General features: G+C 52.9%; 11 protein-coding genes and 1 riboswitch. Of the genes, 8 read left to right on the forward strand and 3 right to left on the reverse strand.

Annotation, left to right across the window (positions count from 1 at the left end):
- Positions 1-355: 355 nt before the first annotated feature.
- From EKM90_RS00005 to eno, 3 genes are all read right to left on the reverse strand, one after another.
- Positions 356-910 (reverse strand): hypothetical protein, encoded by a 555-nt coding sequence (locus EKM90_RS00005; protein ID WP_125578959.1) that lies wholly within the window; start codon positions 908-910, stop codon positions 356-358.
- 631 nt (positions 911-1,541) lie between these two features.
- Complete coding sequence (locus EKM90_RS00010; protein ID WP_125578960.1) at positions 1,542-3,815, reverse strand: HAD-IC family P-type ATPase; 2,274 nt, start codon at positions 3,813-3,815, stop codon at positions 1,542-1,544.
- 70 nt (positions 3,816-3,885) lie between these two features.
- The gene (eno, locus tag EKM90_RS00015) at positions 3,886-5,172 is read right to left on the reverse strand and encodes a phosphopyruvate hydratase (protein WP_164507783.1); all 1,287 of its coding nucleotides are present in this window, start codon (positions 5,170-5,172) and stop codon (positions 3,886-3,888) included.
- A gap of 51 nt (positions 5,173-5,223) precedes the next feature.
- A riboswitch (Fluoride riboswitch) is annotated at positions 5,224-5,292 on the reverse strand.
- 192 nt (positions 5,293-5,484) lie between these two features.
- Here eno and EKM90_RS00020 point away from each other — a divergent pair.
- The 8 genes from EKM90_RS00020 (at position 5,485) to trmFO (ending at position 13,133) form a co-directional block, all read left to right on the forward strand.
- Entirely contained in the window at positions 5,485-5,883 is a 399-nt protein-coding gene (locus EKM90_RS00020) for a fluoride efflux transporter FluC (RefSeq protein WP_125578961.1), read from the forward strand.
- Positions 5,877-6,227, forward strand: a complete 351-nt coding sequence (locus tag EKM90_RS00025; RefSeq protein ID WP_125578962.1) for a fluoride efflux transporter FluC — start codon at positions 5,877-5,879, stop codon at positions 6,225-6,227. Before EKM90_RS00020 ends, EKM90_RS00025 begins: the two co-directional genes overlap by 7 nt.
- 64 nt (positions 6,228-6,291) lie before the next feature.
- Positions 6,292-6,483, forward strand: coding sequence for a DUF6440 family protein (locus EKM90_RS00030; protein WP_125578963.1), 192 nt, complete (start codon positions 6,292-6,294; stop codon positions 6,481-6,483).
- Between the two features lie 256 nt (positions 6,484-6,739).
- Complete coding sequence (ylqF, locus tag EKM90_RS00035; RefSeq protein WP_125578964.1) at positions 6,740-7,600, forward strand: ribosome biogenesis GTPase YlqF; 861 nt, start codon at positions 6,740-6,742, stop codon at positions 7,598-7,600.
- The gene (locus tag EKM90_RS00040) at positions 7,584-8,339 is read left to right on the forward strand and encodes a ribonuclease HII (RefSeq protein ID WP_125578965.1); all 756 of its coding nucleotides are present in this window, start codon (positions 7,584-7,586) and stop codon (positions 8,337-8,339) included. The genes ylqF and EKM90_RS00040 overlap by 17 nt, the downstream gene beginning before the upstream one ends.
- 51 nt (positions 8,340-8,390) lie before the next feature.
- Complete coding sequence (dprA, locus tag EKM90_RS00045; RefSeq protein WP_125578966.1) at positions 8,391-9,245, forward strand: DNA-processing protein DprA; 855 nt, start codon at positions 8,391-8,393, stop codon at positions 9,243-9,245.
- A gap of 168 nt (positions 9,246-9,413) precedes the next feature.
- A complete protein-coding gene (topA, locus tag EKM90_RS00050) occupies positions 9,414-11,498 on the forward strand; it encodes a type I DNA topoisomerase (RefSeq protein WP_125578967.1) in 2,085 nt (694 codons plus the stop codon).
- A gap of 342 nt (positions 11,499-11,840) precedes the next feature.
- Positions 11,841-13,133, forward strand: coding sequence for a methylenetetrahydrofolate--tRNA-(uracil(54)-C(5))-methyltransferase (FADH(2)-oxidizing) TrmFO (gene trmFO, locus EKM90_RS00055; protein ID WP_125578968.1), 1,293 nt, complete (start codon positions 11,841-11,843; stop codon positions 13,131-13,133).
- Positions 13,134-13,239: the final 106 nt, after the last annotated feature.

Raw genomic sequence — 13,239 nt, forward strand, 5'->3', positions numbered from 1 at the left:
GAGTTGTTGGTAATGCTTGTGGGTGTTAGTCTGAGAGTGGGTCATGAAGATTCCTGCTTTCTTGTTTAGCTAGTACTAACAAGAATAGGTCTTCATGGCCTTTTTGGTCTAGTCGTCAGGGTGTTGCACTTGAATTGTAAACTGGGGATGCTGAAGAAGTGCCACTTTTTTTGCTTGTACAGCCGCTTAACATGAAGATGACGCTCATCAACGCCAAGGCACTGATGAGAAGATGCCAAGTGCTTTTTTTCATCGTGTGACTCGCTTTCTCTGATATTGAGTTGGCCGACGGTGATGGATTCCTGCTCGAGTCAAGCACTGCTGGCTTGACTCATTCGCGGTTGGTCAGCTGATTCTACTGCACATCACTCATGTCTTCTTCATTCAGGCGCTTCATATATAGGCTGTTGTCAGTTTTATATGCGTTGGCTTCAAGCGCTTGTTCAATGACCTGCTGAACGGCAATAATGTCTGCCTTGTTGAAGAAAGGGACGCTTAGCGCATAGGCAGTACCGCTTTTTTCGATGAATAATTTGGTCAGGATGCCATTGGCAAACATCACGACCCCGACCACGGCTAGAATGATGCCAAACAGTGGCGAATTTGGCAGGGTGAAGATACCAAGAATGGCTAAGATGGCGCCCCAGAAGAAACGGCTGGCCTTGTAGGCCGTGGAGATTGACGCGCCCGAGATATTATTGAGCGGAATCGTTTGCTTGTTCTGGCCAGCAGGAATGATGCCAAGCATTGTATTCTGCTCGGTAATGTGCACCCCGCGATAGTCCACTGAGATGCGGCCTTTGATGAAGAACAAAAAGACGCTGGCCGAGAACTCTTTATCAATCCATGAGCCATTGCGACTCTTTTTGACATTAACGACGGTGTTACCGTTTTGATTGATTTCTGGCATGATTACTTCCTCCAAATGTTTTGATGAGTGAATTAGGCAACAAAAAGCCGGCCGATGAATAAGATTTTTAGAGGTTCAACAGGGATCTGTTACGAATATGCAACTCCTGTTTCGTTCTATTAATCTTAGTAGCCGGCCGGCTATCTTTTTTGATGAATAAGCATATTGATATATCGCTATTATCTTACTACATAAGTTTCACCAGCAAAAGCATTATATGAAAATATATTTTCGCTAATTTGAGGGATGCCTCCTGCTGCAGATCACAGGCTAAAAAGCCGTCACAACGAGTCGGCGAGGCTTGGTGGTTATCGCCAGTTCATCGGTCAGGTTCATTCCGATTAACGCATCACGGGTCTGCTTGCGTGCTAATGTTTGATCACAAGGCTGGATTCGCAACGAGATAGCCCCTAAGCGATAATGAAGCTTGCTTAGCGCCGCGATTCGGCGCTGTTTTCATGAGCAAACTGAGTGGTGACTGCTAACTGCTCTCTAAATTCAGATTTTGCCCACGTTTTTGCCCAGACCTTTGGCTGAATAGTACCCGGGTATTTACTAGGAAAGCAAAAACCCATCAGCCAGTATGCACTGGCCGATGGGTTCAAACGCGAGTAAATCTGGTGAAGGTTCGTTAGATGTGTGCCGCAAATCGAATCGCTGTCAGCACAATCCCCGTTAATATTGTGATTGCGATTGCTAGGCCAATCAAGGCTGGGCTGATTGCAGCAATTCCCCAGCCAGTTAGTGACAGAACCAGCGTCAGTACGCAGTTGCCACCGATTGCTATCGCCACGGCATGACTGGGTCTGCTGGCCCAGAATGGCTTTTTGGTGCGGGTCATCAGGATCGTCAACATCGCGCTAAAAATCAGATAGACGTAAAGACCGGTGCTGACTTGAGCAGTGGTAAGACCGAGCGATTGTAACCAAGTTAGCCAACCGTATCCGACCGCTGACCAGCCCAGAGCCAGGATGCCAGCAATCTTGCTAAGCTTGGCCAGGTTCCAGCTTTCTGGCCGGTAGCTGATTGTTGTGCGATCAGTACCGAGTACTAGGGTCACGCAGTCATTAAGGATTGCGACCAGAATCATCGCGTTTAAGGTTAGCGGAATGAAGTGGAAAATTAGATAACCTAATGTGAGTAGTAGCGTCAACTCTGCGGTGCGCGACAGTTTGGTGATTGTCCAGGTCATCATACGTTGATAGACGCGGTGCCCGGCGTCGAGAATCTCGATAATCGGGGTCAGGCCGTCTGTCAGCATGACCATGCGCGCCGAGCGCTTGGCAAGATCTACGGCAGTGCTGACGGCGATACCGACGTCGGCTTGCTTCAAGGCAGGCGCGTCGTTGACCCCATCGCCAGTCATACCGACAATGTAACCTTCATGTTGCATCCGTTTAGCTATGGCTAGCTTGTTTTCGGGTACGACATCAGGAATCCCAGCTAGTTCGGTAATTTTGGTGTCATCAGTCAGGTCCGTGTATGAGATGACCTGGCCACGGAGTCCGACCGTTTCTGCAACCGCGGCAGCAGTTTTCTGGTTGTCACCAGTCAGCATGACCACCTTGACCCCGCGGGATTGAATGGACTGAATGGCCTGAGCTGAATCGGTTCGCGGTTGATCTTGCAGAATGAATAGCCCAATGAGTTGATCTCCAACGGCAATTGCCGTGGTCCGCCCAGCAGCGTAGTCGATCGCGTTTAAATCTGGATGGTTGCTCGTCTGGGCGACGAGCTTTTTTAAAGAGCCGAGTCGAACGGTCGCAGAAGTTGCGCCGGCTGTGACAGTTGCCTGCGAGTAACCGGTGCTGGAATTAAACGGCGTGAACTGTTGTTGCACTAATGGTGCGATATGCTGCGCTAGCGCATAGTGGAGAATTGCAGCATCGACCACGCTTTGGTTGTGCGCGTCGGCGGCACTAGCAGCGAATTGTACGACGGTCGTGTCCGAGTAATCAGAAAAATTGTAGAGTGCGACCACTGACGGTTTATTGGCGGTGATGGTGCCTGTTTTGTCGACCAGTAAGAGGTTCATGTTAGCTGCCTCTTGAATCCCAGTAAGGTCGGAGACTAGAACTTGCTTCTTGCTCAAAGCCTTGGCTTCAACCGAGTTAGCCACCGCGAAACTTGACGGCATGGCAATTGGAATGGTGGCGATGAAAAGCATGGCCAGAAACGGTAGCATTTCAACCAAGTTTTCGTGTCGGATGGCAGCGGCGATAATCAAGATGACTGCCAGCAAAGCATCGAGAATTGCCAAGTAACCGATGATCTTACCTAAGAGCTTTTGTAGGTGGCCAGGTGCCGAGCTTTGGTTGATCAGACTGATAGTCTTACCTGAACGGCTGTTCGCACCAGTGGCGGTAACGACGGCCAAGGCGTTGCCAGAGAGAATTTCGGTACCGGCATACGCGGTATCGCCGGGCTGATGTCTGACAGCGTCGGACTCACCAGAAATCGAGCTTTCGTTGATTTCCAGCGTATCCGTCAGCAGGCGCACATCGGCGGGGATAATGTCTCCTTGGCGAATGCTAATCAAGTCATCGACGACAAGCTTCTGTGACGCTAGGCGTTGCCATTTGCCATCACGGTTGACCGCTGTTGTTGGCGTCAGGTCATGAGATAGGCTGCTAAGCACGGTATTAGCCCGGCGGGATTGGATCGCACCGTTTACTGCCGCAAAAAGCAGCATCAGCACAATGAAGCCAGCCTGGATTCCTTTGCCTAACACCAATTCGATCAATAGGGCACCTTCGAGAATCCATGCATTGGGTTCCCACAGCCGGGTCAGAATTGCCTTGGCAAAGTTGAATGGTGGTTCAGTGACGGTGTTTGCACCATTGGCTGCCAGACGCTTTTGGGCTTCTGCTTGAGTAAGGCCTGTCAATACTACTTTATTTTTCATCATAGACACCTATTTTCTTTTTGAAATAGCATGCCGGCACCAGTCAGTCACCGGATACCGCCATCTGGACTCAGTCGAAGTCAACTGAATCTGGGAAGTGGGCTAGGCGCGTGCCATCAGCGCCCAGTTCTTCTTCAATCCGCAAAAGTTGATTGTACTTCTCCACGCGCTCGGAGCGGGCTGGGGCACCGGACTTGAGTTGCGCAGCGTTGGTGGCAACGGTGAAGTCAGCGACAAAGGTGTCGCCAGTTTCACCAGAACGGTGGGACATCATCGTGGTGTAACCATTCTTGCGCGCTAAGCGGATCGCTTCCAAAGTTTCGGTAACCGTGCCGATTTGGTTGAGCTTGATCAAGATGCTGTTGGCCATGCCTTGCTTGATAGCGTCTTTGATCAGCGCTGGGTTGGTGCAGACCGGATCGTCTGCGACAAGTTGCACTCGGTCGCCGTATTTTTGGGTGAAGTTGGCGAAATGGCCCCAGTCTTCTTCACCGTACGGGTCTTCGATGGAGATAATTTCTGGGAACTTGTCCAGCAGGTGAATGTAGTATTCGCCTAGTTCGGCAGGGGTGTAACGCTTGCCTTCAAAGTCATAGTTCTTAGTCTCACGGTTGTAGAAGTAAGATGCAGCTGCGTCAAAGGCGATGGCGATTTCTTTGCCAGGTGTGTAGCCTGCCTTGATGATGGCGTCATGCAACATTTGCAAGGCGTCCTCGGAGTTCTTGAGGTCCGGCGCAAACCCACCTTCGTCCCCAAGACCGGTGGTGTATCCGGCTTCTTCGATTACCTTCTTCAACGTGTGGTAGGTATTGGCGATTTTCTCGAAGCCATCACGGAAGCTGGAACGATCGACTGGGGTGATCATGAATTCCTGAATATCGATGCCGTTGTCGGCGTGCTCACCACCGTTGATCACGTTGTGGAACGTTTGTGGCAGCTCCAAGTCGGTGCCGCCGAGGTAGCGATACAGCGGTGTGTGCAAGGCGTTGGCTGCTGCACGGGCAGTGGCCATTGACACCCCTAAGATTGCGTTAGCCCCTAGGCGTGCCTTGTTAGGTGTGCCGTCTAAGTCGATCATCAGCTGGTCGATGTGGGCTTGGTTGAAGGGGTCGGCACCGTGCAAAACCTGGTTGATCTCGGTATTGACGTTGGCCACGGCCTTTGAGACGCCTTTGCCTTGGAGCCGGTCGCCGCCGTCGCGCAACTCGACGGCTTCTTTTTCGCCGGTCGATGCACCAGATGGTACTTCCGCGCGGCCAAGCGTACCATTTGACAAGATAACATCGGCCTCAACAGTTGGGTTGCCGCGGGAATCGAAAATCTCGCGCGCCTTCACAGATTCAATCACTACTGACATAATTGTGCTCCTTCCGGTAAAAAAAAGATGACGTCTACTGCACACAGAACCTGTGCAGTAGACGTCATCAAATTGGTTTACCAATTAGTTTTAGTGGCGAACGTCATCGCCGATTAACTTTTAACGCCCAAAGCATACTCCCTTCCAAAATTTTGCGCAAGTAAGCTAATAAACTTTCTGAAATTTTCTTGGAAGCAATCACTTGTCTCGCAATGCCATGTTTTGCTATAATGCGAGGCGCTATATTAAATTTTGATGAGTGTCACTGTCCGGCTGCGTGCGTTTTGTAGCCGTGTTTTAGGAGGAAGTTTCATGCAGCGATTGCGATACCAGGATATTTTGGCGGTGTTCATCGGCGGCTGCTTCGGTGGAGTCGCCCGCTGGGGAATCGGCTTGTGGCTCAATGATGCCGATACGATGTTTGGCACTGCGGCGGTGAATTTGGTCGGTAGCTTTTTGCTGGCATTTGTCACTTATGGCCTAGCACTGTACATCGACTTGCCGAGCTGGCTGATTTTGGCGTTGGGGACTGGTTTTATCGGCGCTTTCACGACGTTTTCGACCATGGTGCTGAACCTTTACCAACACGTCGGCCAGTCGCCGGTGTATGCAATCGGAATTTTCTTCATTGAGCTGGTGGTTGGTTTAGCTGCGGCGTTTGGCGGGTATTTATGCGCTGAAGCTTGGGGAAGGCGGCGCAAAACATGGTGATATTAGTTGCATTAGGTGCTGGGGTTGGCGCAGTAATGCGCTATATCCTGACACAATTAGGCAAGAACTGGTGGCCTGGGGTGCCGGTGGCGACGCTTCTGATCAATGCTAGCGGTGCCTTATTGGCAGGATGCTTGGCGATGATTGCATTGCCGCAAACGGGGTCACTATTGTTGTTGACTGGCGTGTGTGGTGGGTACACAACTTTTTCCACCTTCATGACCGACGCGTTAATTTTATTGCGGAATCGGCGTTACCGCGCGTTCGCATGGTATTACTTTGGCACAGCAGGTGCTGGGATTGTCTCCTTGATCATTGGTGCGTGGCTGGGTAGTTTGTTGTAGAAAACGGCTTGCAACAATTTGCCGAATTGGGCACAATTGAAGGCAGTTAATAGGGAGGTGCATGATGGCTAAGAACGAGAAGCGTTTCATCATTGTCGAAAAACCGGTAACCGCAGGAGCGCATGTTGTCGATGTCTTCGTTGATTGCCAGACGCGGGTCCAGTATCTTAGTGTGTCGATTGGCTCAGGTGGCGGTTTGACCGTGCTGGTTGACGCTGCTGGCAAGCCGCTGTTGTATGAAGGAAACCTAGATTAGCAAATGGCCCTCGTCTAATCGTAAATTGATGACGCCTGGCCAAACTTTCGGGCAGACGGTTTTTAATTTGGTGAGGGTTGGTCATCTGCCTGGCGCTCATTTTATCGCAATCACGCGAATGCTCATTCTCTGATGATGCTGAGCAATTGGCGCAACTTTGCTTTCTACGTTATAATTATTTCAGCAGATTCCAGTCGCGGCTTCTCACTTGGAGAAGCCGCCTTTTCATGGGCAGGTAACATAAGGAGAAACATACATGGCAAACATTCAATGGTTTCCCGGCCATATGGCCAAAGCGCGCAACCAAGTGCAAGAAAAGCTGAAGCAAGTCAACTTAGTGCTAGAGATTGTCGATGCGCGGGTACCAGAAGCGAGCCGCAATCCAATGATGAACCAGATTGTCGGGCAAAAGCCGCGGATCATGGTGTTAAATAAGAAGGATTTGGCCGATTCGAATAAAACCGCGCAATGGCTAGCGTACTACCGGGCGCAAGGGGATGAGGCCATCGCCATCGACGCCCAGCATGACAAGCGCCTTAACCAAATTCCCCAACTGGCGCGGCAAATGATGGCCGCCAAAATAGAAAAGCAGAAGTCCCGAGGCATTCGCAATCCGTCGCTGCGGGCTATGTGTATCGGCATCCCCAACGTGGGCAAATCGACGGTGCTCAATCGCCTCGTCAAGAAAAACATTGCGGTGGTCGGCAACCGTCCCGGTGTCACCAAAAATCAGCAATGGCTGAAAGCTGACGACACCCTGATGCTACTGGATACCCCGGGGATTTTGTGGCCGAAATTCGAAGATGAACTGGTCGGCGAGAAGCTGGCCTTGACCGGCGCAATCGCCGACACGGTGTTCCAAGAAGACGGCGTGGGGCTGTTTGGCTTAACCTTCTTTCAGCAGGCTTACCCGGCGGCGTTGAAGCGGGCTTATCACCTGAACGATGACGAGATGGCGCTGGCGCCAGCTGATTTGATGGTGGTGCTGAGTCAAAAAATGGGCTTTGGCGAAACCTTTAACCGCGCGGCGGAACGGCTGATTTTCGATGCCCGGCAAGGCAAATTAGGCGCGTTCACGCTGGAAGTACCAGGTGATTTTGATGGCCACGCTGAGTGAGTTAAAACAGCAACTGGCGCAGGCGCCGACTGAGGCCTTGCTGGAAGCACTAGCCGCCGATCCGCGAGTGGGTGCTCAAAACCTGCTTGCCCAGTATGAACGCCGCCAAGCCGAGGCCGAAGCTGAAGCCGCCGATTTGGACTATCGCCGCCGTTATGAGCGGGAATTGTGGCCGCAGTATCCCCATATCGCCGGGATCGATGAAGTCGGGCGCGGGCCGCTCGCCGGCCCAGTGGTGACATGTGCGGTGATTTTACCGCATGGTTGCGCGCTGCCGGTGAATGACTCGAAACAGCTCACCGCCCATGAACGCGAGCGCCTCTATCCGCAGATTGTGTCTCAGGCTTTGGCGGTTAGCCTTGGCGTGGCCGACAACCACATGATTGATCACGAAAATATTTATCATGCCACCGAGCTGGCCATGGCGGAGGCAGCGACGCATCTGCGGGTGGCGCCGGACTTTTTACTGGTGGACGCCATGCATGTCCCCGTCCCGGTCCCGCAGCGCAAACTCATTCACGGGGATGCCAACAGCATCAGCATTGCCGCTGCCAGCATTGTGGCCAAAGTGGTGCGTGATCGCCTGATGACGATGTATGATCAGATTTATCCAGGCTATGATTTGAAAGACAACAAAGGCTATGGCACCCAAAAACACTTGACGGGTCTGGCCGAATACGGCGTCACCGAAATTCACCGGATGAGTTTTAGCCCGGTGCGAGAAGCCGCCAAACATTAAGTCGCGCATTGCGCGGCTTTTTTCGTAATCTAATGTTGCAGGAGGTGCGACATGGATTTACGTGAATTGGTTTACGTGTGGCATTTGGCGATGCATACCAAGGCTTGGCGGCATGAGAATGAATTGTGGGCAGAAATCGCACGGCATCGACTGAAGGCCAGTGATTCGGTCAAAACCGTGGCCGATTGGGGTCCGCTGGTGGCCATTCAGCCCTTTGTCCATGATGTCGCGTGGTTTCAACAGGCGCGGGAGAGTTACCGGGTACAACCAGTCTTGACGCGCTTTGATGCAAACTATCCGCCGCGCCTGGCCGAAAGTAATCAGCCGCCGCTGGTCTTGTTTTATCGCGGGCGGCTAAACCTGCTGCCGCGGCTAACGCTGGCGGTTGTTGGCGCGCGGACTGCTACGCGCTATACGCGTCAAGCGTTGGAACGACTGGCCAATGAACTGCCGCCGCTGGCAATTGTCAGTGGCTTGGCGGCTGGAGCTGACACGTTTGCCCTAGAGGTGGCTCTGAGTCACGGCTGGCCGACGATCGCGGTCATTGCAAATGGCATGGACCGGGTTTATCCGGCAAGTAATCTTGACCTGCAGGCGCGGATTGCAGCGGAAGGGTTGCTGCTCTCCGAGTATCCCGCCGAAGTTTGGCCGGCGCCGTATCGCTTCGTGGCGCGCAATCGCATCATTGCCGGACTGGCCCATGGGGTGTTGGTCACCGAGGCCGCGCGTAAAAGTGGCAGCCTGATTACGGCTAATTATGCCCTGCAGAATAATCGGGAAGTCTTTGCGCTGCCGAACCGGATGGGCGAGGTGTTGGGCACCGGCACGAATGAGCTGCTTCAAGTCGGCGCCAAATTGGTGCAATCCGGTGCCGATATTATGGATGAGTTGCAGTTTTTCCCCTAGACAGGCATAGTTAAAGGAGGCAAGCGGATGCAGGTCATCCGCCGTTTTTTTGCCCAGGTCGGGCGAAGGCAGCTATTGCTCCCCGCCGCCTTTATTTGACAAACATAAAATGTATAGAATATGATAGCTGTTGTTTTTGGGCAGCTGCCCAATGAAAGGGGGGCGCACATGACCGCCAAGAATTTGGTCATCGTGGAATCGCCAGCTAAAGCTAAAACTATTGAGAAATATCTAGGGCGCAATTATAAGGTCGTTGCGAGTCTGGGGCACATTCGGGATCTACCGAAGAGTCAGATGGGCATCGACTTTGAACACAACTATGAGCCTAAGTACATTTCGATTCGCGGCAAAGGCGATGTGATCAAGGAGCTCAAGAAGAACGCCAAGAAAGCGGATCACATCTACCTGGCGGCTGACCCGGACCGTGAAGGGGAAGCCATCGCGTGGCATGTGAGCCATATTTTAAATCTCGATCCTAAAGATAAAAACCGCGTCGTCTTCAACGAAATTACGAAAGACGCCGTCAAAAATGCGTTCAAGACGCCGCGCAGCATTGACATGAATTTGGTAGATGCGCAGCAAGCACGCCGAATTTTGGACCGCTTGGTGGGTTATTCCATCAGTCCACTGCTCTGGGCGAAGGTCAAAAAAGGCCTGAGCGCAGGGCGGGTGCAGTCGGTGGCGCTGAAGCTGATCATCGACCGCGAAAATGAAATTCGGAATTTTAAACCAGAAGAATACTGGAGCTTGGATGCTGAATTCAAAAAAGGCGCCAGCAAAAAGTTTGCGGCCAGCTTCTATGGGCTGAATGGCAAGAAACTGGCCTTGCCGAATAATGATAAGGTGCAAGAAGTCTTGCGCGGCATCAACAAGAAGCAGCCATTTACCATTACTAATGTGGTGAAAAAGGAACGCAAACGGTTCCCAGCTCCGCCATTTACCACCAGTTCGCTGCAGCAGGAAGCCAACCGCAAGCTCGGGTTCCCGACCCGTAAAACCATGATGCTGGCCCAGCAGTTGTATGAAGGCATCAACTTAGGTGGTAAGCTCGGGACGGTCGGGCTCATCACCTATATGCGGACGGACTCAACGCGTGTGTCCAATGTCGCCAAAACCGAAACCTCGCACTTCATCCATGAAGCCTATGGTGAAGCCTACGCGGCCGTGAAAATCCGCCAAGGGAAGCTCCAAGAAGGCGCCCAAGACGCCCATGAAGCGATTCGCCCTACCAGCACCATGCGGACGCCAGAGCAAATGGAAAAGGTTCTGAACAAGGACCAAATGAAGCTGTATCGTTTGATTTGGAGTCGCTTTGTCGCCAGCGAAATGACGCCGGCGGTGATTAACACGGTGCAGGTGACCCTCGAACAAAACGGCGCGACCTTCCGGGCCAACGGGAGTCAGACCAAGTTCGCCGGTTTCACTAAGCTCTATGTCTCCAGTCACGACGAAGAAGCCAAGGATAACCTGCTCCCAGAGCTGGCCATCGGGGATGAAGCTACGCTGGTCAAAACCGATCCGGCGCAGCACTTCACTCAGCCACCGGCCCGCTATTCTGAAGCGAACTTGGTCAAGGCCTTGGAAGAAAATGGCGTTGGGCGGCCAAGTACCTATGCGCCGACCATCGAAACCATTAAGAAGCGGTACTACGTCAAAATGACCGCGCGCCGTTTCGAACCGACGGAGCTTGGCGAAATCGTCAATGACCTGATCAATGAATTCTTCCCTGACATCGTGAATATCAAATTCACCGCCACGGTTGAATCCGAACTCGATAGCATCGAAACCGGCAAAACAGATTGGGTCAAGGTCATCGATCAGTTCTACCAGCCTTTTGCTAAGGAAGTTGAATCTGCTGAAAAAGGCATCGAAAAGGTGCAGATCAAAGACGAACCCGCTGGCTTTGACTGTGATATCTGCGGTGCCCCAATGGTGATCAAGCTGGGTCGCTTCGGCAAGTTCTACGCCTGCTCGCGGTTCCCGGAATGCCGCAACACCAAGGCCATTGTCAAAGAAATCGGGGTCATTTGTCCCAAATGCGGCAAAGGCCAAGTGGTCGAACGCAAATCCAAGCGCAATCGCACCTTCTACGGCTGTTCGCGCTACCCAGATTGTGATTTTGTTTCCTGGGACAAACCCGTCGGCCGCGATTGCCCGAAGTGCGGGCATTTCTTGGTCGAAAAGCGCAGCCGCGGTAAAGTCCAAATCGTCTGCCCAAATGGTGACTACAAAGAAGAAACTGTGAAGGCCTAGTCGCGCGGCGACCAAGCTGGTGCAACGAACGCCGCGCAATGCGGCGTTTTTTGTAAAGGCTGCGGAGCTAGGCGCTTTTAGCCTGACAATTAGCCTAGCTTGAGGCATTACTGCCGATTTTTGGCAGTGAGGCTGCAAGCGTAGCTAATTGCTCAGGCGTTGCCTAGTGGAGCGCAACTAGAAAAGACTGTGAACGAAGGCGCACTTAGCGGAATGGCTGGACGTAGCTAGACACTTCCGCGTTGCCTTCGTGAGCGCAACTAGAGTAGGCTGCGGCGCTAGGCGCTTTTAACTTGAAACAAACGATCCTTTTTCTCATGCCCCACTCAAGGAGGAATTCTTATGCCAACAGTCAACGTTGTCGGTGCCGGGTTAGCCGGTAGTGAAGCCGCCTGGCAGATTGCCAAGCGCGGGGTGGACGTCAAGCTCTACGAAATGCGGCCGCAAACCTCAACGCCCGCCCACCACACGGCGCAGTTTGCTGAACTGGTGTGCACGAACTCACTGCGGGCCAACGCCGTGACCAATGCCGTGGGGCTGCTGAAAGAGGAAATGCGCCGACTGGATTCGATCATCATGAGCAGCGCGGATGCCAACGCCGTACCTGCCGGTGGGGCGCTGGCCGTGGATCGCGAACCGTTCAGTGCCGAAATCACGGCCAAACTGCGCCAGCATCCTCGCATCCAGGTGATGCCAGAGGAATGCGAGACTTTCCCTGAAGGCATCACTGTGGTGGCAACCGGGCCACTGACAGCGCCGACTCTGGCCGGTCAAATTGCCACGCTGAATGGCGAGGAAGGCTTGCACTTTTTCGATGCGGCAGCGCCCATTATTGACGCGGCTTCCATCAATACCGACATCGCCTTTAAGCAGTCGCGTTATGACAATGGCGAGGCGGCTTACTACAATTGCCCGATGAACCGCGATGAATTCTATGCGTTTCAAGAGGCCTTACTCCATGCCGAAGTCGCCGAAGGGCACGAATTCGAAAATCTCAAGGTGTTTGAAGGCTGCATGCCGGTCGAAGTGATGGCCCAGCGCGGCAGTCGCACCTTGCTGTTTGGTCCGCTCAAACCGGTAGGCATCATCGATCCGCGCACCGGCAAGCAACCGTTTGCCGTGGTGCAGCTGCGCCAAGACAATGCAGCGGCGTCGCTTTACAACATGGTGGGCTTCCAAACGCACCTCAAGTGGGGCGAGCAAAAGCGGGTGTTCCGTATGATCCCTGGCTTGGAAAACGCTGAAATCGTGCGCTATGGCGTCATGCATCGCAATACGTACATGAATTCGCCGCTGGTGCTGAGCGCCACTTACGAAAGTCGCAAGCAGGAGGGCTTGTTCTTCGCCGGGCAAATGACCGGCGTGGAAGGCTACGTGGAATCAGCGGGTAGCGGGCTGATTGCGGGCATCAATGCCGCCCGTAAAGCACTGGGCGAGCCGCTTGTGGCCTTCCCGGCGGAAACCGCCATCGGGGCGATGGCCCATTACATCACCCACACCAGCCCGCGGCATTTCCAACCGATGAATGCAAACTTCGGGATTATGCCAACGCTGGACGTCCCCATCAAAAACAAACTTGCGCGTAATCAAGCATACGCCGATCGGGCTTTAGCGGCCTTGCCGCTGGACGCATAACGCATAAACTCAAGGCAGTCCATCACCTCAAATCGAGGCCATGGTCTGTCTTTTTTGTTCCTTGCGGCTTGGCTTTTAACGGCTGAGCCATTGTGATACCGTAAGG

The organism is Lacticaseibacillus suibinensis, from assembly GCF_003946175.1.
Classification (GTDB): Bacteria; Bacillota; Bacilli; order Lactobacillales; family Lactobacillaceae; genus Lacticaseibacillus; species Lacticaseibacillus suibinensis.

What these genes read in the sequence shown, in the direction of transcription:
- topA (WP_125578967.1), top strand. Translation starts at nt 9,414, where the DNA reads ATGACCGCCAAGAATTTGGTCATCGTGGAATCGCCAGCTAAAGCTAAA.
- EKM90_RS00040 (WP_125578965.1), top strand. Translation starts at nt 7,584, where the DNA reads ATGGCCACGCTGAGTGAGTTAAAACAGCAACTGGCGCAGGCGCCGACT.
- ylqF (WP_125578964.1), top strand. Translation starts at nt 6,740, where the DNA reads ATGGCAAACATTCAATGGTTTCCCGGCCATATGGCCAAAGCGCGCAAC.
- EKM90_RS00030 (WP_125578963.1), top strand. Translation starts at nt 6,292, where the DNA reads ATGGCTAAGAACGAGAAGCGTTTCATCATTGTCGAAAAACCGGTAACC.
- trmFO (WP_125578968.1), top strand. Translation starts at nt 11,841, where the DNA reads ATGCCAACAGTCAACGTTGTCGGTGCCGGGTTAGCCGGTAGTGAAGCC.
- EKM90_RS00005 (WP_125578959.1), bottom strand. Translation starts at nt 910, where the DNA reads ATGCCAGAAATCAATCAAAACGGTAACACCGTCGTTAATGTCAAAAAG.
- EKM90_RS00020 (WP_125578961.1), top strand. Translation starts at nt 5,485, where the DNA reads ATGCAGCGATTGCGATACCAGGATATTTTGGCGGTGTTCATCGGCGGC.
- EKM90_RS00010 (WP_125578960.1), bottom strand. Translation starts at nt 3,815, where the DNA reads ATGAAAAATAAAGTAGTATTGACAGGCCTTACTCAAGCAGAAGCCCAA.
- dprA (WP_125578966.1), top strand. Translation starts at nt 8,391, where the DNA reads ATGGATTTACGTGAATTGGTTTACGTGTGGCATTTGGCGATGCATACC.
- eno (WP_164507783.1), bottom strand. Translation starts at nt 5,172, where the DNA reads ATGTCAGTAGTGATTGAATCTGTGAAGGCGCGCGAGATTTTCGATTCC.
- EKM90_RS00025 (WP_125578962.1), top strand. Translation starts at nt 5,877, where the DNA reads ATGGTGATATTAGTTGCATTAGGTGCTGGGGTTGGCGCAGTAATGCGC.